Raw genomic sequence first — 21,230 nt, 5'->3', positions numbered from 1 at the left:
ATCTCTCCAGCTACAGATCGTCATGCCGCATAAGCTGTGCTGATGATCAAGCCAGAACCGCACCGATGACGCCGTTCGCCCTCGACCACCTCGAGACCCTGCGCGCCATCGTCGACGAGGGCACCTTCGAGGCCGCGGCCCAGAGGCTGCACATGACGCAGTCGGCCGTCTCGCAGCGCATCAAGGCGCTCGAGCGCACCGCGGGCCAGGTGCTGCTGCAGCGCACGACGCCGGTCGTGCCGACCGCGGCCGGCGACGTCGTGCTGCGCTACGCCCGCCAGGTGCAGCTGCTCGCCGCCGACACGGCGGCCGAGCTGGGGCACGGAGCACGAGGAGGCGCCTCCGACGCGGGTGCGCCGCCCCCGTCGCTGGCCCTGGCCGTCAACGCCGACTCGCTCGCCACCTGGTTCCTCGACGCGCTGGCGTCGCTGCCGCCGGAGGCGCCCGTGGTGTTCGACATCCGGCGCGAGGACGAGGAGCGGACGACGACCCTGCTGCGCCAGGGCGACGTGCTCGCGGCGGTGACGTCGACGAGGGAGCCGATCCAGGGCTGCACGTCGGAGGCGCTCGGCACGATGCGTTACCGCGCGGTGGCCAGCCCCGGCTACGTCGACCGCTGGCTCGGCGGGGTGCCGTCGATCGGCCGGGTCGACGCGACGCCGATGCTCTCGTTCGACCGCAACGACGACCTGCAGCGGGGGTTCCTCCGCCGGGCGCTCGGCTACGACCCGCGCCCGCCGCGGCACTACGTGCCCTCGTCGTCGGACTTCGTGCGGGCCGTCGGGCTCGGCCTCGGCTGGGCGCTGCTGCCCGACCAGCAGAGCGCCGACGACCTCGCCGCGGGGCGGCTCGTCGAGCTGTCGCCGGGCGACGTGGTCGACGTCGAGCTCTGGTGGCAGCGCTGGACGCTGGCCTCCCCCCTGCTCGACCGCGTCTCGGCGGCCGTCCGGGCGGGCGCCGCGGGGGCGCTGCTGCCGCCCGCCTGAGCGGTGCGGCGCCCGGCCCGCCCTGCCGCACTCGGGCCGAGCCCTTCGCGAGCGGGCGGGTCCGTGTCCTCGTGGGCGGGCCGGCGCTGACCCGCCCACGGGAACACGGACCCGCCGCACTGCCCACACCACCCGGTCCGACGCGAGACGGGCGGCGACAGACCCGTGCACCCCGCGCAGGCTCAGCACACGGCAGCGGCGCGGCGCAAGCCAGTGACGCGATGAGGCCCCGCGTGCAGGGCCGGTGGTTGCCTCGGTGGGCGCCGGGGCGCGGCCGACAGGACGGCCGGGCCCGACGGCGCCCGCTGCCAGGAGGACACATGACCACGCCCGCCCGACCCGCCGCCGCCTCCTCGGAGCCGGCCCGTCCCGAGGGCTCGACCCGCGACTCCGGCACCCCGGGCGCCGACGGCGCCGCCGGCGGCTCGAAGCTCAAGCAGGCGATCACCGGCCCGCTGCTGTACCTCTTCATCCTCGGCGACGTGCTCGGCGCCGGCATCTACGCCCTCATGGGCACGCTCTCGGCCGAGGTCGGCGGCGCGCTCTGGGCCCCGCTGCTGCTCGCCCTGCTGCTCGCGCTGCTGACCGCCGGCTCGTACGCCGAGCTCGTCACCAAGTACCCCAAGGCCGGAGGCGCGGCGATCTTCGCCGAGAGGGCGTTCCGTCAGCCGGTGATCTCGTTCCTGGTCGGCTTCAGCATGCTCGCCGCCGGCGTCGTCAGCGCGGCCGGCCTCTCGCTCGCGTTCGCCGGCGACTACCTGTCGACCTTCGTCGACCTGCCGACCGTGCCGACCGCCATCGCCTTCCTCGCCCTCGTCGCCTGCCTCAACGCCCGCGGCATCAGCGAGTCGCTCAAGGGCAACGTCGTGATGACCGTGATCGAGGTGAGCGGCCTCGTCATCGTGATCGTCGTCGTCGCCGTGATGCTCGGCAGCGGGGGCGGCGACGTCGGCCGCGTCGGCGAGTTCCCGGCCGATGCTGACCCGGCGATCGCGACGCTCGGCGCCGCGATCATCGCCTACTACTCGTTCGTCGGCTTCGAGACGAGCGCCAACATCGCCGAGGAGGTGCGCGAGCCCCGCCGCGTCTACCCCCGCGCCCTGTTCGGCGCCCTCGCCACCGCCGGCGTCGTCTACGTGCTCGTCGGCCTCGCCAGCGCGATCGCCCTGCCCGCCGACGAGCTCAGCGGCTCGACCGGCCCCCTGCTCGACGTCGTCGCGGCCAGCGGCGTCGCCGTGCCCTCGTGGCTGTTCAGCCTCATCGCGCTGATCGCGGTCGCCAACGGCGCCCTGCTCACCATGATCATGTCGAGCCGCGTCACCTACGGCATGGCCGAGCAGGGGCTGCTGCCCCGCCCGCTCGGCGCCGTGCTCGAGAAGCGCCGCACGCCGTGGGCCGCCATCCTCGTCACCACAGCCGTCGCGATGGGGCTCACCCTCGTCGGCGACATCGGCACGCTCGCCGAGACGGTCGTGCTGCTGCTGCTCTTCGTGTTCATCAGCACGAACGTCGCGGTGCTCGTGCTTCGGAAGGACCGCGTCGAGCACGAGCACTTCCGGGTCTGGACGGCCGTGCCCGTGCTGGGCGTCGCCTCCTGCGTCCTGCTGCTCACGCAGCAGAGCGCCCAGGTGTGGCTGTTCGGCGCGATCATGCTCGCCGCGGGCGTCGTGCTCTACCTGCTCGCCAAGCTCGGCAGCCGCCGCGGCCCGGAAGCCGGCAGCGGCGCGGGCACCGGCACCAGCAGCGGCGCCGGCGCCGACCGGGCCTGAGGCGCCCGGACCGCACCGACCCCGCGTCGTCCGCGACGCGAACAGTTCCGGCCCGGGCCGGGCACCCGGCGCCCCGCCGGTGTCGACTCGGAGCACGGCACGACCGACCGCACCACCACCGCCCGCGGCACAGCAGCCGCGGCGCACGACAGCCCGCGAGGGCGGAGGAGGCACCATGCGCGAACTCAGGATCGTCAAGGCACTCGAGGCGGTCGAGCGCGAGAAGAGGCTCGACCCGCTCGTCGAGAAGGTGGCCGGCGTCGTCGACGCCGTGCTGAAGCCCCGGGCGCTGCGCGACCTGCTGCACGGCGTGCCCGCCGGCCACCCGCTGCACCCCGTGATGGTGCTCGTGCCGACCGGCGCGTGGATCAGCGCGGCCCTGCTCGACCTGATGCCCGGCCAGGAGCGCCCCGCCCGCTCCCTCGTCGGCGCCGGCGTGCTCGCGGTCGCGCCCTCGGCCCTGGCCGGCTTCGCCGACTGGTCGGCCACGCACGAGCAGCAGAAGCGCACCGGGCTCGTGCACTCCGCGGCCAACCTGGTCGGCACCGCGCTCTACGGCGCCTCGTACCTGCAGCGGCTGCGCGGCAAGCAGACGAGCGCCAAGGTGCTCTCGTTCGCGGGCCTCGGCGCGGTGGGCCTCGGCGGCTTCATCGGCGGGCACCTCGCCTACCGCCAGGCCGTCGGCGCGAACCACGCGGAGGACGTGCCGCACCTCGTCTCGCCCGGCTGGCACGAGGTCACCCGCCTCGACGCCCTGCCCGAGGGCGAGCTGACCGGCCTCGACCTCGACAGGCAGCCGCTCGTCGCGCTGCGTCGCGGCGACGAGGTGGAGGTGCTCTCGAGCATCTGCAGCCACCTCTCCGGCCCGCTCTCCGAGGGCGAGCTCGTCACCGACGCGGGCAAGCCCGGCGAGGCCTGCGTCTCGTGCCCCTGGCACGACAGCGTCTTCTCGATGCGCACCGGCGAGGTCGTGCACGGTCCGGCGACGTCGCCGCAGCCGCGGTTCGACACCCGCGTCGTCGACGGCACGGTGGAGGTGCGGCTGCCCGACGCGGGCTGACCGCCCGGCCGACCCGCACCTCCGGCAGGCCCTCGCTCCCGCTCCGGGGCGGTGGGAGCCCCCCGGAGGCGCGGTGCGCGTAGTGCACGGACGCTCCGCGAGCAAGGGCGAGCACGGCCGGGCCCCTCGTGGTTCGGTCGATCCCATGAGACGACTCCACTACTCCGGCAGCTACATGCTGGTCGGTGACCGCACCTGCAAGGCCGTGCTCCGCTACGCGAGGGCGCTGGCCGAGGCCGACACCTCCGACATCGTGTCGGTGCCCGTCGTGACCGAGGGCGGCAGCAAGGCCTACGCGCACCTGCTCATCGGCCCGGCGAGCCAGGTGTTCTCCACCCCGGTCGAGAACAGCCAGGACGAGCCCGTCGACGAGGACGTCATCCGCGACCTCGAGGAGGCGACGCTGCGCCTCCAGCCCTCCCGACCGGCCTGGCCGCAGGAGATGCTCGACATCCCCGACCTCGACAGCGAGAGCTACGGCGCCGAGTTCGCGAACGCGCCGGGCGCCGACGCCGAGGGCGCCGAGGGCGACGACCAGGGCAAGGCGAGCGCTCACACCAGCGGCGCCGAGGCCGCCGCCGGGCCCGACGGCGCCACGGACGAGCACCTCGCCGGCGCCCGCACCGGCTCCTGACCCGCTCCCTGTCGCAAATGCCGACCGTCGCAGGCTCGGTCGGGTCGCAACAGGGGGAAAACCCGGTATTGCGGTGCTGATGGTCGGCATTTGCGACACGGAGCGGTCGAGAGGGCGGAGGGGCCGGAGGCGCGGGGGCGGCGAGGGGAGCCGCCCGGCGACCTGACGTGGCGGGTTGAGCCGACTCCGCTCAACTTCTTCCGCCGACCGGGAATGACCCGGGGCTCCCTGCGTTTACTTGAGTCGCAGCCACTCAAGTTTCCCCAGGAGGTCCCATGCCTGCACAGTTCGGCTCCGGCGACGGCGGCTCGTTCGACGAGTTCCTCGCCCGCCTCATGAACGGCGCCCGGTCGGGTCAGACCGGACGCCCCGTCGACATCTCGCGCCTGCTCAGCAGCGCCGCCCACGGGCTCGTCACCCGGGCCGGCGAGTTCGCCACCAGCCGTGGCCACGCCGAGGTCGACTCCCTGCACGTCCTGCGGGTGCTCCTCGACGAGTCGCCCGCCGCCGACGTCGTCCGCCACGCGGGCGTCGACCGCGACGCCCTGCTCCGAGCCGTCGACAGCCGCCTCCCCGGCCCCTCGTCCGACACCCCCAGCACCGTCGCCCTCACCCCGGCCGCCCAGCGCGTCCTGCTCCAGGCCGCACAGGCCGCCCGCGCGTTCGGCTCGACCTACGTCGACCCCGAGCACGTCTTCTTCTCGCTGGTCGTCGACCAGCAGTCGGTCAGCGGGCAGCTGCTCGCCGCCGCGGGCATCACCCCGCAGGCGCTCCAGGCGTTCGTCCGCGACGGGTCGCCGACCGGCGGGTCGACCGCGGGAGGCGCCGCAGGCGCGGCCGGGAGCGGAGCCGGCACGGGCACCGACGCGACCGGTGCCGGCGACCCGGCCCGCGACTCCGGCACGCCCACCCTCGACCAGTACGGCAGCGACCTCACGGCGCGCGCCCGCCGCGGCGAGATCGACCCGGTGATCGGCCGGGCCGACGAGGTCGAGCAGACCGTCGAGATCCTGCTGCGCCGCACGAAGAACAACCCGGTGCTGATCGGCGAGCCCGGCGTCGGCAAGACCGCCATCGTCGAGGGCCTCGCCCAGCGCATCGTCGACGGCGACGTGCCCGAGCTGCTGCAGGGCAAGCGCGTCGTCACGCTCGACCTGGCCGGCATGGTCAGCGGCACCCGCTACCGCGGCGACTTCGAGGAGCGCCTCACGACGGTCGTCGACGAGATCGCCGCCCACCAGGGCGAGCTGATCGTCTTCCTCGACGAGATCCACACGGTCGTCGGGGCCGGCGGCAACGGCGACGGCACCATGGACGCCGGGAACATCCTCAAGCCCCGCCTCGCCCGCGGCGAGCTGCACCTCATCGGCGCGACGACGCTGAAGGAGTACCGCACGATCGAGAAGGACGCCGCCCTCGAGCGCCGCTTCCAGCCCGTCACGGTGCCCGAGCCGAGCGTCGACGACGCCGTGCTCATCCTCACCGGGCTCGCCCCGCGCTACGAGGAGCACCACGGCGTCGCCTACGCGCCGGAGGCCCTGCGCGCGGCCGTCGAGCTGTCGGCGCGCTACGTCAGCGACAGGTTCCTGCCCGACAAGGCGATCGACCTGATCGACCAGGCCGGCGCCCGTCGTCGCCTGCGCCTCGGCGGCCGGGTCGACACCGCGGCGCTCCAGGCCCGGCTCGCCGAGCTCGAGTCGTCGAAGCACGCCGCGGTCTCCGCGGAGCGCTACGAGGAGGCGTCGCACCTGCGCGACGAGATCGAGGCCGTGCAGGAGTCGCTGGCCGCGGCGGTCGGGAGCGGTCACGCCGACAGCACGGCGGCGGTCAGCACGGCGGCGGTCGGCACGGAGGCGGTCGGCACGGAGATCACCGCGGCGGACGTCGCCGAGATGGTCGCGCGCGCCACGGGCATCCCGGTCGCGCGCCTCACCGACGGCGACCGCTCGCGGCTCGCCCTGCTCGAGCAGGAGCTGCACGCCCGGGTGGTCGGCCAGGAGGACGCGGTCACCGCGATCGCCAGGTCGGTGCGGCGCAGCCGGACGGGCCTCGGCGACCCCGCCCGCCCGACCGGGTCGTTCCTCTTCCTCGGGCCGACCGGCGTCGGCAAGACCGAGCTGGCGAAGGCCCTGGCCGAGTCGCTCTTCGGCGACGAGGGCGGGATGATCCGGCTCGACATGAGCGAGTACGGCGAGCGCCACACGGTGAGCCGCCTGGTCGGCTCCCCTCCCGGCTACGTCGGCTACGACGAGGCCGGCCAGCTGACCGAGCGCGTGCGGCGGAACCCGTACTCGGTGATCCTGCTCGACGAGATCGAGAAGGCGCACCCCGACGTGTTCAACCTGCTGCTGCAGGTGCTCGACGACGGCCGGCTGACCGACGGCCAGGGCCGCACGGTCGACTTCCGCAACACGGTCGTCGTGATGACGTCGAACCTGGGCTCGGAGTTCCTCGCCTCGCGCGGCGGCGCCCTCGGCTTCACGCCGGCCGGGCCCGTCGGCTCCGACCCCGCGGCCGGGAACGGCTTCGGGTCGGAGAAGGCGCTGCGCGACCGCGTCATGGGCAAGCTGCGGGAGGCGATGCGGCCCGAGTTCCTCAACCGCATCGACGAGATCGTGCTCTTCCGCAAGCTCGACCGGGCGCAGCTGCGCGACATCGTGCGCCTGCTGCTCGGGGCGACCTCGCGTCGCCTCGAGGCCCAGGGCATCGCGGTCGAGATCGACGACGCGGCCACCGACTGGATCGTCGACCACGGCTACGAGCCCGAGTTCGGCGCCCGGCCGCTGCGCCGCACGATCCAGCGCGAGGTCGACGACCGGCTCGCCGACCTGATGGTCTCCGGCGCGGTCGCGGCCGGCGGGCGCGTGCTGGTCAGCGTCGGAGGCGACGGCGAGCTCGTCGCCCGCCCCGTCGTGGCGGAGGTCGCGAGCGCGGCGTAGCCGCGGGGCGGCTGCGGCCGCGGCTGCGGCTGCGGGACTGCGGGAGGCGCGGTGTCGGTCTGACCGGCACCGCGCCTCCCTGCGTCCGCCGCCGTGACCCTGCTCTCGCGCTCTCTTCTCGAATTTGAGCGTGATCCGCCGGATGACGAGGCCGGAGCCGCGCCACCCGGCTCCTCGACGACGGATCCCTCTCGCATTCCCCGTGTCCCTGTATGAGACAGCCGCCGACCTTGTGACGTTCCTGGTTTTAATGTCAGGGCATGTATGCACGATCGAGGGTCGGTCGAGCAGACAGGAACGGGTGATCATGACCAGTGTCAGCAGCATCGGGACGACCGTCGGGCGGAGCCTGGCCACCCTCGCGACCACGGGAGCGCTCGTGCTCGGCGCGGGGCTCGCACCTGCGGTCGCCGCTCCCGCCCCGGCGTCGACCCCGACCGCGACCTCGACGTCGACATCGACGTCGACCTCGGAGTCGGCCACCACGGCCGCGACCACCGGCACGGAGGCGGAGTCCGGCATGATGCCGGCCGGCGAGTTCTCCACACTCGGGTCGACGTACGTGGGCGGCGGGTACTTCGAGTGGGGCGTGACGTCCTCCACCGTGTACGCCAAGTACCAGCACTACTCGAGGACGCACCGGGCCACGGCCTGCGCGAACGGGCAGACGCAGTGCCTGCGCTCGGGCAACGCCGCGCCGTCCTACCTCGCCAGCGCGGTGCGGGCGAAGAGCAAGAGCAACAACACGGCGTGGTGGGCGGTCCTCTGACCCGTCGGCGCACGGCCGCCACGACGGTGATCGCCGTCGTGGCGGCCTACGCGCTCGCCGCGGGCGTCGCCCTGGCCGCCGCCGAGGGCCAGGACACCTGGGGGAGCGGCGGGAGCGGCGGCCGGGGCACCGGGGTCGTCGTCCTGGAGACGCCGCCGGACCTCGGGCACGACGCGACACGGCAGGAACTCCTCCGGGCGGTGACGTCGACGGGCGACCAGGTCGCCCGCATGACCCCGGACGACTCGCCCGGCGCTGGTGTCGGCGACTCGCTCGTCCATCCCCTGACCGGCGGAGCCGGGCAGCCCCTGGGCCCCTGGGTGCGGTGGACCCTCGCCGACCACGACTCCTGGCTCGACCTCGACCCCCGCGGCTTCTACGTGACCGACGCGGACGACCCGAGCCCCCTCCTCGCCGCTCTCGACAGCGCCGGCTTCACCGCGGCGGACGCGACGGTGGGGCCTCTCGACGAGCTCCGGGCGCTGGTCACGGTGCCCTCCGTCGCCGGGCTGCTCGTGACGGTGATGCTCGTCGCCCTCGGTGCGGCCGGCGTCGAGGCCGAGCGCGGCCGCCGACGCCGCCTGGTCTGCGCGCTCGTCGGGTGGACCCGACGACGTGCCCTCGTCGCCGAGCTCCGGGAGGCAGCATCGCCCCTGGCAGGAGCGGCCCTCGGCTCGGTGCTGCTCGTGCTGGCTCTCTGGTGGAGCGTCGGCGGGCTCCGGAGACCCGAGTTCGTCCTGCCCGTGATCGCTCTGATCTGGGGCGGAACGACAGCGTGGCTGCTCCTCTGTCGAGCGACGGCGGCGCACGGACCCCGGCCGTCGAGGCTGCTCTCAGCCAGCACCGGAGCAGGGAGCCGCCGGCGTGCGCTCGTCGTGCCGATCGCGCTGCACGTCGCCCTCGTCGCGGTCGTGGCGGGCGAGGTCGCCCTCGGCCAGCGCGCCGCCGACGCCGCCGACCGTGTCGCGACCTCCTCCGCGGCGCAGCTCGACCTGCACGAGGGGTCCGTGCTCAGCGTCGGCCTCGCCGGCGCGGACGACCGCGAGTTCGACCGGGCGCTCGCCCGGGTGGCCCGTGACGAGATCGCCTCCGGCAGGGCGACGATGGGCGACCCCGACACCGTTCCCGGCGCGCTCGTCACCGCCCGGGTCGGGACCCGCACCGGCACCGGCGCCGAGACCGGCGAGCCGCACGGCGACGGTGACGGGGACGACGTCGTCGTCGTGCGGACCGCGGGCGACCCCGAGGCGGCACGGGCCCTCGCCGCCGACGTCGTCGCCTACCTCCGGATGGTCTGGACCACGACCGACGACGTGCTGCCTCCGCTCGGCGCTCGCCTCGAGACCCTGCCGCCCGGCGTCGTCGTGCCCGACCCCGCGACCCTGCGCCTCTCCCCCGTCGACGGGCCGCCGACCGTGATCGTCGAGGTGCCCCTGGTGCACCTGCCCGACGACGTGCTGGCGACCGCCGCCTTCAACGGCCGGGTGGTCTTCGACGACCGCGCCTCGGTGGAGGCGGCCCTCGACGACGTCGGCGTGCTGCCCCTCGTCCACGGGTGGGAGACCGTCGGTGACGGCTACGCCCGCGCCGCCCGCGAGGTGCTCGCCGAGCAGCGCCTGGTCGTCCTCGCGGCCGGGCTCGGCGGGCTCGCCCTCGCGGCCGGGCTCGTCGTGGCGACGACGGCGCACGTCACGCGCACCCGTCGGCGTCGGCTGCTCCTCGCGACCGTCGGACGCTCGGACTGGTCGGTCCACCTCCCCCACGTCGTCGTCGGCGCCGGCCTCACGACCGTCGCCTGCGCGCTCGGTCTCACGGTCGCGCGGACCGACGGCCCTGCCGACGCCCTCGTCGTCATCGGCGCGGCCGTCGGGCTGCACGTCGCCCTCGCGGGCGCGGCGCTCCTCGCCGCCCGACGCCGCCTCGCACGCCCGTCCCCCACCACTGCCGCCCTGTCCTCCGAGGAGGCCCCGTGACCCAGCCGCACCGAGGCCGGCCGACGCCGGTGCCGACGACCGCCACCGTGCCTCCCGCGCCTCCCGGGCCTCCCGCACCGTCCCGAGGGCCGACCGCCCCCCTCGTCGTGGCGGGCCTCGGTCTGCGGACGGGGCGCCGGGAGCTCTGGCGCGGCCTCGACCTGACGGCCGAGCCGGGTGCCGCGGTGGCGGTGACGGGGCTGAACGGCAGCGGGAAGTCGTCCCTCCTGGCGTGCATCGCGGGTCTCCGGGCCCCGACCACGGGGACCGTGACGGTCGCGGGCTCCGCCGTCGGCACGGCGGGGAGCCGCGCCCTGCGCCGACACCTCCGTGAGACGTGCGGCGTCCTGCTGCAGCACGGCAGCCTGGTGCCGGAGTGGACCGTCCGCGAGAACGTCGACGTCGTACGCCCGCACGGGGTCAGCCGCGAGACGAGACGGGCGCGGGGGCGAGCCGCGCTGCGTCGACTGCAGCTCGACGGACGGGGCGACGACGTCACCGGCCACCTCAGCGGCGGTGAGCAGCAGCGGGTGGCCGCCGCGCGCCTCCTCGTCCACCGCCCCGCGCTCGTGGTGGCCGACGAACCGACCTCGGCGCTCGACGCCGCGGGGCGCGAGCTGGTGCTCGACGCCCTCGACGAGCTGCGCCGGGAGGGCACCGTCGTGGTCGTCGCGACCCACGACCCCGTCGTCGCGGAGTGGTGCGACGTGGTCGTCGAGCTGGGAGGCGCGGATCAGGTCGCTCGCGCGGCCGCGGGCGTATCGTCGGGGGCATGAGCGCAACCGACGACACCACCCCGTCCACCGCCCCCGACGGATCCACCGAGATCACCGACGAGCAGGCGAAGTACACCGAGGAGCTCCCCGACGGCAAGAAGGCCGGGCTCGTCGACGACGACAAGGACTCGGAGTCGACCGACAACTAGTCGACGGCCCCCGCCCCACCACGCCAGAGCGGCGTCGCCCCCACGAGGGCGGCGCCGCTCTCGGCAGCCGCCCGCCGTCCGCCGCCCGCCTCACCGTGACGAACCACGTCCTCGCAGCGGAACCCCGCCGCGGCGTGGTTCGGGGGCGAGGACGTGGTTCGTGACCGCGGCGGTCACGCGCCGGGCGGCTCGTCCCACCCCGTCTGCGGCGTGCGGCAGTCCTCGCGGAAGACCTACTGCGAGATCCGCCGCCGCTCGTCGCTGGCCCAGTCGATCGCCGGGCGCACCCGCTCGGGAGGCACGTGGCCGATCCGGTACACCGCCATCAGCTCGAGGTCGTCGGGCACCGCCAGCAGCCGCTCGACCTGCGCCCAGCGTTCGGGCCGCTCCATCGGGAACGACACGAACTGGATGCCGAGCCCCAGCGTGCCGGTGGCCAGCCAGAGGTTCTCCATGGCGGCCCCGAGGCTGAAGGTCGAGTAGAACGACGTCAGCGAGTCGGGCCGGTACGTCGACCGGTCGAGCATCGCGCCGAGCAGCAGCGGCGAGCCGGCGACGAGGGCGCGGTTCTCGGCGCCGAGCGTCTGCGGCACCCGCAGCGCGTTCATCAGCACCTGGCCGCGCTTCGTGAACACCTGCCCCGTGAACGGGCGCAGCGGCGCGGGCAGCTTGTCGAAGAGCATGCCGTCGCGGCGACGCTCCATCTCGGCGCGGCTGAACCGGAAGAACGGCTTGTAGCGCTCGAAGAAGGTGCCGTCCGACATCGACTCGGTCATGCTCTCGCCGCTGATCCGCGCGACCTCCTCGATGGTCTCGCGCGACTCCACCAGGACGAACCGCCACGGCTGGCTGTTCAGCTGGCTGGGGGCGCGACCGGCGAGCTCCTTCCACCCCGGGCGGTCGACCACCCGTCTCGCCTCGGCGCTGGAGCGCGTGGGCTGAGGCGGTGCTGACCACCACCCCGACGGAAGGAACCCCATGACCGACACCAGCAGCAGCACCACTGCCCCGAGCGCCCCGAGCGGCCGACGCGGGCCCGGGCGCGTGATCGTCACCGGCGGCGCGAGCGGCCTCGGCGCCGCCGTGGCGCACGCCGTGCAGCAGGCCGGCGGCACGCCGATCGTGCTCGACCTCGACGTCTCGCGCGTGCCGGAGGGCATCGAGTCGCACCGCGTCGACGTCTCGGACTCGACCGCGGTGGAGGCGGCGGTCACGGCCGCCGCGGAGGCGCACGACGGCCTCGACGCCGTGGTCACCGCGGCCGGCGTCGACACCCCGGCGCCCCTCGACGGCCTCAGCACGGCATCGTGGGAGAAGATCGTCGGCGTCAACCTTTTCGGCACCGTCTCGACCGTGCGCGCCGCGCTGCCGCACCTGAAGGCGTCGCACGGCAAGGTCGTCACGGTCGCCTCGTCGCTCGGCATCAAGGCCGTGGGCGACGCGACCGCCTACTGCGCGTCGAAGTTCGGCGTGGTCGGCTTCACGCGGTCGCTGGCCGCCGAGCTGAAGGGCGTGGTCGGGGTGACGACGCTCATCCCCTCGGGCATGGCGACGCGGTTCTTCGACGCCCGCGACGAGCAGTACAAGCCGCAGGACGACTCGCGCCTGCAGGACCCTGCGGACGTCGCCGACGCGGTGCTCTACGTGCTCGGCATGCCGGCGCGCAGCGAGATCCGGGAGCTCGTCGTGACCCACCCCGAGGAGGACAGCTGGCCCTGAGCACCACTCGCTTTCTTACACGACGCGGAGCGGCCGGTCCACCCCCTCGCCCCGGTCGGGGGTCACGTCTACCGTTGCTCTCACGCAGGCGATCGGAGGCCCGAACCCCGGTCGCCACGGCAGGCCCGAGCCCGAACGACGGTCCGTCGACGCGTCGCTGCGAGACCTGGACCCTCGCGGCCGGAACGCCCTCCCCTGCCCCACCCGTGGCGGAGGAGGGCGTTCCTCTGTGCGCGGCGCGGACTGGTGCGCGACAGGGCGTCCGCTCAGCGGGGGCGGAATGCGATGTGTAGCATTCCGGTCAGCATGCCACTCCGGCACGCCTGATCCAAGGAGCACCATGCCCCCCAAGAAAGCCTGCCTCGCGACGATCGGCGCCACCGGCGTCGTCCTCGCCTCCCTCGTCGCCGGCCCGGCGTTCGCCGCGCCCGCGCCGACCGCCGGCACCGCCACCGCGGCCGCCGCCAGCTCGATCGACACCAGCGGGACGGCCGAGCGCCCCGCGGTCACCGTCGTGTCGATCAGCGACGGCGCCGTCGACGTCGCCGTCCAGGGCGCACCGGACGCCTTCGTCGTGTTCACGAACGAGCGAGGGGTCGAGACCCGCGTCCTGCTCGACGGCACGGGCCGCGGCACCGTGTCGATCCGCATCGCCAACGACCGCGAGAACCACTTCGAGGTGCGCTCCGTCGTCGGGGGCGTGCCGTACCTCTCGCAGTGGAGCGTCGACCCGCGGTCCGACGTCGACCCCGGCACTCCCGCCGACCCGGAGCTCCCGGTCGACCCGGAGCAGCCCGTCGGCCCCGAGCAGCCCGGGGCGCCCGGCGACGGCCTCGCCTCGTGGTCGGTGTCCGCCTTCCAGGGCGGCTGGGCCCAGCTGGCCCTCACCGGCCCCGCCGGTCACACCTTCGGCATCTACGACGCCGACGGCCGCTTCGCGTTCAGCGGCAGCTTCGGCACCGACGGCACGTCGCGCGCCTCCCTCGAGGCGGCGGACGGCACCTCGACGTCGTACACGCTGAAGGTCCGTCAGGGCACGACGGTCGTCGAGAGCCACGATGTCGTCCTGGACCGCACCGGGACCAGCCCGGTCACGCCGATCGACCCCGTCGACCCGATCGACCCGGTCGACCCCGTCGACCCGATCGACCCGGTCGACCCCGTCGACCCGGTCGACCCGGTCGACCCCGTCGACCCGGTCGACCCCGTCGAGCCGGGGACGCCCGCTCCCGGCGACGTCGTCGTGGGCGACATCGTCGACGGCCGGGCCTCGGTGACCGTCCACGGCTCGTCGTTCGCGAGCTTCATGATCACCGACGCGCGCGGTCGCTTCGTGACGGGCAGCTGGCTGCGGGGCACGTCGATCACGCTCGACCTGGCCGCCCCGGCGGGCGTCGTGACGACCTACACGCTCAGCATGGGCGACCTGCCCGAGCCGGTGCAGTTCTCCATCGACGCTCGCTGACCCTCGGCGCTCTGCTCCCGAGAACCCCCTTCTCGCACGGGAACCCTGCCGCGGCGGGGTTCGCGTGCGAGGAGGGGGTGTCGGTGCGAGGACGGGTGCCGTGGCCGGGTCAGACGTGCAGGCCGTAGCTGGAGTCGACCTGCGTGCCGCCGTCGAGGTCGCGCTCGGCCCGCTCGCCGCGCTCGGCGAGCACCCCGTCGAGCACCTCCCGCGTGTTCTCCCACACCTCGTCGATCGTCACGGAGTCGACGACGCTCACGTCGTACTCGCAGCGCTCCGCCGTCCACCCCACCTGCGTGATGTCGGCGCCGCACACCGGGCAGGCCGTCGTGTACGCCATGGCGACGCGGTGCCGCGTGCGCCCCAGGGCGCCCGCGTTGATCACGTTGCCGAACCAGAAGACGGCGCTCGTCGCCGTGCCCACCGCCTCGGCCACGTGCCGGGGCCCGCTGTCGTCGGCGACGACGACGTCGACCGACGCGAGCACCCCGACGAGGTCGGAGAGGCTCAGCTGACCGGCGAGCGAGCCCACCAGGGAGGCGCGGTGAGGCTCCCGCGCGCGCGCCACGGCCACGATCCGGTCGGCCAGGGCGACGTCCTCGCCCTCGCCGACGACGACGACCCGCACGCCGTGGTGCGCGAGCCGGGCCGCGAGGTGACCGAAGCGGTCGGGCGACCAGCGCCTCCTCGGGTCGCTCGCCCCGGGATGGAGGGCGACCACCGGGCGACCGTCACCGCCGGGGCCCGAGCGGCCGAGCAGCTCGGCGCCGCGCTCGAGGTCGGCCGGGGTCGGGGTCAGCACCGCGCCTCCCGCAGGGGCCGCCCCGGCGAGCGCGACGACCTCGAGGGCCCGGAGCACCTCGTGCTGGTAGTAGACGTACGGGATCGTGCGCTCGAGGGGCACCGCGTCGGAGGTGCGGGTGCCGATCGTGTGCCGTGCCCCGAGCCGCAGCAGGAAGGGGTTCGAGTTGCGCCCGCCGCCGTGCACCTGCACGGCGAGGTCGTAGCACCGGGCGCGGTGCCGCTCGACGAAGCGCTCGGTGGCGGCGTCGTCGACCTCGGTGCCCGACGCGTCGCCCACGCCCGGCACGACCGGCAGCACGTCGACCTCGTCGACGACGTCGGGCCGCCCCGCCAGGAGCGCGCGGTGCACGGGCGACCCGAGCAGGGTCACCGAGGCGCCCGGGTAGCTCGCCCTCAGCGCGGCGATCGCCGGCAGCGCGAACACGAGGTCGCCGAGCCCGCCGCCGCGCAGCACGGCGATGCGGCGCACGTCGGGGAAGGGCTCGCCGAGGGGCGGGAGTCCGGGGATCGTCTGGCGTCGGTCGGGGCTCACGAGGGTCCTCTCTCTGGTGGCTGCCCCCTGCCCGGGCGCGCCCGGGCTCAAACGGGCGGGGCGCCGGGCGCACCGCCGCCGGGGCGTCGAGACGACGCGGCGTGGGCGACGCCGGGCGTCGAGACGACTCGTCCTGGGCCGTGCGGGCCGTCGAAGGCCCAGGTGGAGGCACCTCGGCGCCACGGCGCAGCGGCGCAGCGGCAGCCGCGCTAGTGCGCTCGCTCGAGCGTCTCGCTGGGGTACTCGCCGAACTTCTCGGCGTAGGCCGCCGCGAACCGGCCCGCGTGCGCGAAGCCCCAGTGCTTCGCGACCTCGGCGACCGACGTGCGGTGCGGGTCGCTGACGAGGAGCTCCTCGCGGATGCGGTCGAGCCGGAGCGCGCGGATGTAGCCGTTCGGCGTCGTGCCGACGTGCTTCTGGAACGCCTGCTGCAGCGCCCGCACGCTGACGTGGGCCACCTCGGCGAGGTCGACCGAGGTCAGCGGCAGCTGCACGTGGGCGTGCACGTGCTCGATGGCCGCGCGCACGTGGGCGTTGCGCGGCAGGAGCAGCTCGTCGGGCAGGGGCGAGCCCTGCTGGGGGTAGAGCTCCATCAGGGCGATCGCGCCGAGGCGGCCCATCTCGGCCTGCAGCAGCGGGCTCGCCTCGCCGTCGAGCACGCTGCGCGAGATCAGCGTGACGCTGTTGCGCCAGAGCGCCATCGCCTGCTGCCGCGGCTCGACCGCGTGGTCGAAGCGGAGCTGCGCGGGCGTGAAGCCGCGCTCGGCCGCGAGGTCGTGGACGGTCTGCCGGCTGATCTGCACCAGCCGCTGGTCGTAGTCCGAGAACGCGAAGCGGAACGGCACCGACGGCCAGAGCCGCGGCTGGCCGGGCTCGAGCCGGATCTCGTCGGGCCCGACGTCGAGCGTGCCCTGGCCGCGGGTGATCCACTGCATGACGAGGTCGTCGCCGGGTGGCATCTCGCCCTCGAGGCGCGCCTCGAAGCGCACCGCCCGCAGGCTCATGAACCGGTCGCCGGCAGACGTGTACCGGTACGAGAAGGGCGCGTCGGAGCGCTCGGCGCGCCACTCGACGCCCTCGTACGCGTGAGCGAGGGTGTCTCTGGCTTCGTCGAGGTCGTCACCGTGGGCGTCGACGCGGAAGCGTCGCTCGTCGTAGTCGTCTGTCATCCGCCGGTGATCGTGCCACGAGCCACCGACACTGTTGGCGCGCTGTCCGGATAGCGCAGTGGGCCGCAGCCCTCGGGCGCCGGCCTCGCCGTGGCGGCACCCCGGGGAGTCGCCTCAGAAGTCGGTCGCGCCGACGCCCGTCTCGTAGACGGCGAGCAGCATCGCCGCGGCCGTCCTGGCGTCGCGCGTCGGCCCGTCCGGCCCCATGACCGGGGCCTCCATGAGGGCGCCCTCGATCATCAGCACGATCGCGTGGCCGAGGGGCGGCGGGTAGCCGCCCTCACGGCAGAGGCGGTCGACGAGACGGGAGAGCTCGAGGACGTGCCGCTCGGCGGTCTCGACGTCGCCGCCGGCGTGGAGGCACGGGCACGGCGGGGCGGCCGTGTGGTCGGAGGCGATGAAGCTGAAGAGGGAGAGGACCCGGTCGCGCGGGTCGTCCACGGTGCCGCTGAACGTCTCCATCGCCCGGAGCCAGACGGCGTGCGCGTCGGTCTCGGGATGGTCGAGGAGGGTGTCGGTGGATGTCAGGACATCACGCTTTCCGGGGTTCGCGGGGGAGCCCTCACTGTAGGCGGGGCCGGTGACCGCACGGTCAGGGGACGCCGCGACTGTCCGGTCTCGGTCTCCGCGGCGCTCCCGGGCGTCCGGTTTGCGACGCCGCCGTCGGGCCGCGGTCAAGGGCGGAGATCGAGGGGGCGGCGCGCCGTAGTCTCAGCGGACCGGTCCCCGACTCCGGGCGACGCCTCCCGGAGGCACGTCGAGCCCCCGTTCATCGAGCACTCGACCGTCGCACCCCGATCCCCGCCCCGCTCCTCGCCCGGGCACCACCGAACGGACCCCCATGAGCATCCCCGTCTCCTTCACCGACATGCCGGTCACCGAGCCGATCGACATGGTCGCCGTGCTCGCGCAGCTCGCCGACGCCGCGTGACCCGCCCCGTCGACGACGCCGCGGGCCGCGCCCGCACCCCCAGCCGCGCCGAGCTCGCCGCCCTCCAGCCCGAGCAGCTCGTGGCCGTGCTCCGTGCGCGGCTGCTGGTGCCCGAGCTCACGGCCGGCTCGAGCCGCGCCCGCACGACGCAGGGCACCGGCGCGCGCCGCTAGGCCGCACCGCGCCTCCGCGCGGGCTCCCCTCCCCGCGGTCTCCCCCGTCGGGCTGACCCCTTCCCCAGCTGGCTCCTCCTCGCGGGGACCGCCTCTCTGCTGCCTGTCGACCTGCACATGCCGACCGCGGAGGCCCTGAGCACCGGATTCCCCGTCACCAGACGGGCGGATCGGGGCATCTGGTCGGCATTTGCACCTCCCGCGCCTCGTCGGCGACGGGGAGGGGCCCGGGCCTGGTTGGCTCGGGGCATGACGCGCACCCTCATCCTCGGCGGGACGGCCTGGCTGGGCCGCGAGATCGCGGCGGCCGCCGTCGCGCGGGGCGGCGAGGTCGTGTGCCTCGCCCGCGGTGAGTCCGGCACCGTCGCCGAGGGAGCCCGCCTCGTCCGTGCCGACCGCCACGACCCGGCCGCGTACGACGAGCTCGTCGGCGAGTGGGACGAGGTGGTCGAGCTGTCGTCCGACCCGGCCCTCGTGGGGCCGGCCCTCCGTGCGCTGGCCGACCGCGCCTCCCACTGGACCCTCGTGTCGAGCGTCTCCGTCTACGCCGACACCGCGACCCCGGGGGCCGACGAGTCCGCCGAGCTCGTCGACCCCGTCGACACCTCTCGCTACGCCGACGCGAAGGTCGCGGCCGAGCGGGAGTCGGCGGGCCGGCTGGGCGACCGCCTGCTCGTCGTGCGCCCCGGCCTCGTCGTCGGGCCCGGCGACCCCAGCGACCGGTTCGGCTGGTGGCCCGGGCGGATGCACCGCGGCGGCCGCGTCGTCGTGCCGACCACGGAGGGGCGCTGGGTGCAGGCCGTCGACGTCGCCGACCTCGCCGCGTTCGTCGAGCGGGCGGGGCGCGAGGGGGTCGTCGGCACCGTCGACGCGGTGGGCGAGCCGGTGCCGCTCGAGGAGTTCCTGCGGGAGGCGCGGATCGCGGTGGGCTCGCAGGCTGCGGTCTCCGGGGCGGTCGCCGCCGGGCCGGCGCTCGAGCTCGTGACCGTCGACGACGCGACCCTGCTCGCCGCCGGCGTCTCGTGGTGGGCCGGGCCGCGGTCGCTGCCGCTCTGGCTGCCGCTCGACGCCGGCGGCTTCGTGCGGCGGAGCGGGGCGGCGTACGTCGCGGCGGGCGGGGCACGGCGGCCGCTGCGCGAGACCGTCGAGCGGGTGCTCGCCGACGAGCTGGCCCGGGGGCGCGACCGCCCCCGCCGCGCCGGGCTCGACCCGGCGGACGAGGCGGCGGTGCTCGCCGTCGTCGACGCTCGGGTCGCGCCGCGGGCGTAGGGGCGGGGTGCGGGTGCGGGTGCGGGTGCGGGTGCGGCTGGCCGACGGCGCGGCTCGCCGGACGGAATGCGAGAGCGATCCGACCTCTCGACCCGCGACTCCCGCCTGCCCTGGGTCGCCCCCGGCGGATCGCTCTCAGATTTGAGAGATCGGGGTCGTCAGCTCTCGCTTCCGAGAGTGATCGGCGGCGTCAGCTCCCGGACACGAGCAGGATCCGGCCGGGAACCGTCCCTCCCCAGGGCGTCCACCGGTCGGTGGATGCACCGTCCTCCGACCGGTCGTGCCGACCGGGTCGGCGCCCGGCGAGGCTGGGGGCATGACCACACGACCCGCCGTGCGCGTGCGCGGCCTCACCAAGTCGTACGGCGACCGGCCCGTGCTGCACGGCCTCTCGTTCGACGTGCGGGCCGGCGAGACCGTCGCCGTGCTCGGCCCGAACGGCGCCGGCAAGTCGACCACCGTCGAGATCCTCGAGGGGCACCGTCGCCGCACCGGGGGCGAGGTCGCCGTGCTCGGGGTCGACCCCACCCGGGCCGACCGCTCCTGGCGTGCCCGCGTCGGCGTCGTGCTGCAGTCCAGCGGCGGCGACGGCAGCTCGACGGTGCGCGAGATCGTCCGCAGCACCGCCCTCGCCTACCCCGCGCCCCGCGACGCCGACGAGGTGATCGCGGCGGTGGGCCTGACCGCCCAGGCCGGCCAGCGCCTCCGGAGCCTCTCGGGCGGTCAGCGTCGACGCGTCGACGTCGCGCTCGGCATCGTGGGCCGGCCCGAGGTGCTGTTCCTCGACGAGCCGACCACGGGCTTCGACCCGGAGGCGCGGAGGGCCTTCTGGGGCGTGGTCCGGTCGCTCTCCGACACGGGCACGAGCATCGTGCTCACCACCCACTACCTCGACGAGGCGGCGCAGCTCAGCGACCGGGTCGTCGTGGTCGCGGCCGGCCGCGTGGTCGCCGAGGGCACGCCCGACACGCTGGGCGGGCCGGAGGCACGCACGCCGCACGTGCGCTGGACGGGCCCCGACGGGCGCGCGCACGACGTGACGACGGCGGAGCCCGCCGCGCTGGTCGCGCGCCTGGTGGCCGACGGCGGCGAGCCAGCCGGGCTCGAGGTCGTGCGGCCGACCCTGGAGGACGTCTACCTCGGGCTCGTCGCCGAGCCCGATCCGGTCGACGCGGCGGGCGCGACGGCTGCACCCGCCCCCGACCGCGCCGGCACCGCCGGCACCGCCGGCACTGCCCCGATCGTCACGGAGGAGGCGCGATGACCGTCCTGACGCTGGGCCTCGACCGTGCCCGCACCGAGGTGCGCACCTTTTTCCGGGCCGGCGACACCGTCCTGTTCACCTTCGCCTTCCCGGTGATCATGCTGCTCGTCTTCTCGACGGCGTTCAGCGAGCTGTCCGACTTCGGCGAGGCGCCCGACGGCTCGGTCGTGAACGCCGCGACCTACTACCTGCCCGGCATGATCGCCTCGGGCGTGCTGCTGATCGGCGTCCAGTCGCTCGCCGTCGACATCGCGGGCGAACGCGCCGACGGCACGATGAAGCGGCTGGCGAGCACGCCGCTGCCGGTCGCGTCGTGGTTCCTCGGCAAGATCGGGCAGGTGCTCGTCACCGGTGCGCTCCAGCTGGCCCTGCTGCTCGCGGTCGCCGCGCTGGCGTTCGGCGTCGACCTGCCGACCGACCCGGGCACCTGGGCCCGGTTCGCCGGCATCTGGCTGCTCGGGCTGGCCACGACGTCGCTGCTCGGCGTCGCCCTCTCGCGCCTCCCCCGCTCCGGTCGCAGCGCGACCGCCGTGATCGTGCCCATCACCGTCGTGCTGCAGTTCGTCTCGGGCGTCTACCTGCCCTTCTCGCAGCTGCCCGGCTGGCTGCAGTCGGTGGCCTCGGCCTTCCCGCTGCGCTGGCTGGCGCAGGGCGCCCGCAGCGTCTTCCTGCCGCCGGAGTTCGCGGCGGCGGAGCCCTCGGGCAGCTGGGACCTGCCGTCGGTGGTGCTGTGGCTCGGCGTCTGGCTGGTGGTCGGGCTCGTGGTCACGCTCGTGACCTTCCGCTGGATCCGGCAGGATGACTGACGACCGACCCGGCCGACCACGCCGGGCCCGCCGACCCGACCGA

At 75.0% G+C, this 21,230-nt stretch carries 19 protein-coding genes; 15 read left to right on the top strand and 4 right to left on the bottom strand.

The annotated features are described in order from the left end of the window. The first annotated feature begins 65 nt into the window (after positions 1–65). The 9 genes from IFT72_RS11730 to IFT72_RS11690 all read left to right on the top strand — a co-directional run bounded on the left by IFT72_RS11730 (position 66) and on the right by IFT72_RS11690 (position 11,055). Positions 66–986: a LysR family transcriptional regulator ArgP gene (locus IFT72_RS11730; RefSeq protein WP_056058475.1), complete on the top strand. Its 921-nt coding sequence runs from the start codon at positions 66–68 to the stop codon at positions 984–986. 320 nt (positions 987–1,306) lie between these two features. Continuing rightward, complete coding sequence (locus IFT72_RS11725) at positions 1,307–2,755, top strand: APC family permease (protein WP_192046537.1); 1,449 nt, start codon at positions 1,307–1,309, stop codon at positions 2,753–2,755. A gap of 175 nt (positions 2,756–2,930) precedes the next feature. Continuing rightward, on the top strand, positions 2,931–3,815 hold the full coding sequence (locus IFT72_RS11720) for a Rieske 2Fe-2S domain-containing protein (RefSeq protein WP_192046536.1): 885 nt from the start codon (positions 2,931–2,933) through the stop codon (positions 3,813–3,815). Between the two features lie 145 nt (positions 3,816–3,960). Next, complete coding sequence (locus IFT72_RS11715; protein WP_192046535.1) at positions 3,961–4,449, top strand: hypothetical protein; 489 nt, start codon at positions 3,961–3,963, stop codon at positions 4,447–4,449. 275 nt (positions 4,450–4,724) lie between these two features. Next, on the top strand, positions 4,725–7,388 hold the full coding sequence (locus IFT72_RS11710) for an ATP-dependent Clp protease ATP-binding subunit (protein ID WP_192046534.1): 2,664 nt from the start codon (positions 4,725–4,727) through the stop codon (positions 7,386–7,388). A gap of 307 nt (positions 7,389–7,695) precedes the next feature. Beyond that, on the top strand, positions 7,696–8,157 hold the full coding sequence (locus IFT72_RS11705; protein ID WP_156370177.1) for a lactococcin 972 family bacteriocin: 462 nt from the start codon (positions 7,696–7,698) through the stop codon (positions 8,155–8,157). Further along, positions 8,139–10,130, top strand: a complete 1,992-nt coding sequence (locus IFT72_RS11700) for a hypothetical protein (RefSeq protein WP_192046533.1) — start codon at positions 8,139–8,141, stop codon at positions 10,128–10,130. Before IFT72_RS11705 ends, IFT72_RS11700 begins: the two co-directional genes overlap by 19 nt. Then, positions 10,127–10,906, top strand: a complete 780-nt coding sequence (locus IFT72_RS11695) for an ABC transporter ATP-binding protein (RefSeq protein ID WP_192046532.1) — start codon at positions 10,127–10,129, stop codon at positions 10,904–10,906. The genes IFT72_RS11700 and IFT72_RS11695 overlap by 4 nt, the downstream gene beginning before the upstream one ends. Further along, positions 10,903–11,055 (top strand): hypothetical protein, encoded by a 153-nt coding sequence (locus tag IFT72_RS11690; RefSeq protein ID WP_156370173.1) that lies wholly within the window; start codon positions 10,903–10,905, stop codon positions 11,053–11,055. The genes IFT72_RS11695 and IFT72_RS11690 overlap by 4 nt, the downstream gene beginning before the upstream one ends. A 233-nt stretch (positions 11,056–11,288) precedes the next feature. Here the strand turns inward: IFT72_RS11690 and IFT72_RS11685 are convergent, their stop codons facing one another. Continuing rightward, entirely contained in the window at positions 11,289–11,963 is a 675-nt protein-coding gene (locus tag IFT72_RS11685) for a nitroreductase family protein (RefSeq protein WP_371741276.1), read from the bottom strand. A gap of 70 nt (positions 11,964–12,033) precedes the next feature. On the opposite strand from IFT72_RS11685, the gene IFT72_RS11680 reads away from it, so the two are divergent. After that, the gene (locus IFT72_RS11680) at positions 12,034–12,774 is read left to right on the top strand and encodes an SDR family oxidoreductase (protein WP_192046530.1); all 741 of its coding nucleotides are present in this window, start codon (positions 12,034–12,036) and stop codon (positions 12,772–12,774) included. A gap of 340 nt (positions 12,775–13,114) precedes the next feature. Further along, positions 13,115–14,239 (top strand): hypothetical protein, encoded by a 1,125-nt coding sequence (locus tag IFT72_RS16095; protein WP_244634425.1) that lies wholly within the window; start codon positions 13,115–13,117, stop codon positions 14,237–14,239. Positions 14,240–14,348: 109 nt separating this feature from the next. Here the strand turns inward: IFT72_RS16095 and IFT72_RS11670 are convergent, their stop codons facing one another. The 3 genes from IFT72_RS11670 to IFT72_RS11660 form a co-directional block, all read right to left on the bottom strand. After that, complete coding sequence (locus tag IFT72_RS11670; RefSeq protein WP_371741275.1) at positions 14,349–15,575, bottom strand: glycosyltransferase family 9 protein; 1,227 nt, start codon at positions 15,573–15,575, stop codon at positions 14,349–14,351. Between the two features lie 209 nt (positions 15,576–15,784). After that, positions 15,785–16,744, bottom strand: a complete 960-nt coding sequence (locus IFT72_RS11665; RefSeq protein WP_192046529.1) for an AraC family transcriptional regulator — start codon at positions 16,742–16,744, stop codon at positions 15,785–15,787. A 114-nt stretch (positions 16,745–16,858) separates the two neighbouring features. After that, the gene (locus IFT72_RS11660; RefSeq protein ID WP_192046528.1) at positions 16,859–17,206 is read right to left on the bottom strand and encodes a hypothetical protein; all 348 of its coding nucleotides are present in this window, start codon (positions 17,204–17,206) and stop codon (positions 16,859–16,861) included. 465 nt (positions 17,207–17,671) lie between these two features. Between IFT72_RS11660 and IFT72_RS11655 the strand changes: the two genes are divergently transcribed. The 4 genes from IFT72_RS11655 (at position 17,672) to IFT72_RS11640 (ending at position 21,187) form a co-directional block, all read left to right on the top strand. Further along, the gene (locus IFT72_RS11655; RefSeq protein WP_192046527.1) at positions 17,672–17,848 is read left to right on the top strand and encodes a hypothetical protein; all 177 of its coding nucleotides are present in this window, start codon (positions 17,672–17,674) and stop codon (positions 17,846–17,848) included. A gap of 249 nt (positions 17,849–18,097) precedes the next feature. Beyond that, entirely contained in the window at positions 18,098–19,117 is a 1,020-nt protein-coding gene (locus IFT72_RS11650) for an NAD-dependent epimerase/dehydratase family protein (protein WP_192046526.1), read from the top strand. 316 nt (positions 19,118–19,433) lie between these two features. Continuing rightward, entirely contained in the window at positions 19,434–20,381 is a 948-nt protein-coding gene (locus IFT72_RS11645) for an ABC transporter ATP-binding protein (protein WP_192046525.1), read from the top strand. Next, positions 20,378–21,187: an ABC transporter permease gene (locus IFT72_RS11640; RefSeq protein WP_185230856.1), complete on the top strand. Its 810-nt coding sequence runs from the start codon at positions 20,378–20,380 to the stop codon at positions 21,185–21,187. The genes IFT72_RS11645 and IFT72_RS11640 overlap by 4 nt, the downstream gene beginning before the upstream one ends. Positions 21,188–21,230 lie beyond the last annotated feature (43 nt).

This window comes from Frigoribacterium sp. CFBP 8754 (assembly GCF_014841815.1).
Taxonomy (GTDB): domain Bacteria; phylum Actinomycetota; class Actinomycetes; order Actinomycetales; family Microbacteriaceae; genus Frigoribacterium; species Frigoribacterium endophyticum.
Note: the sequence above shows the minus strand (reverse complement) of the source record. Positions and strands in the feature narration are given on the sequence as shown.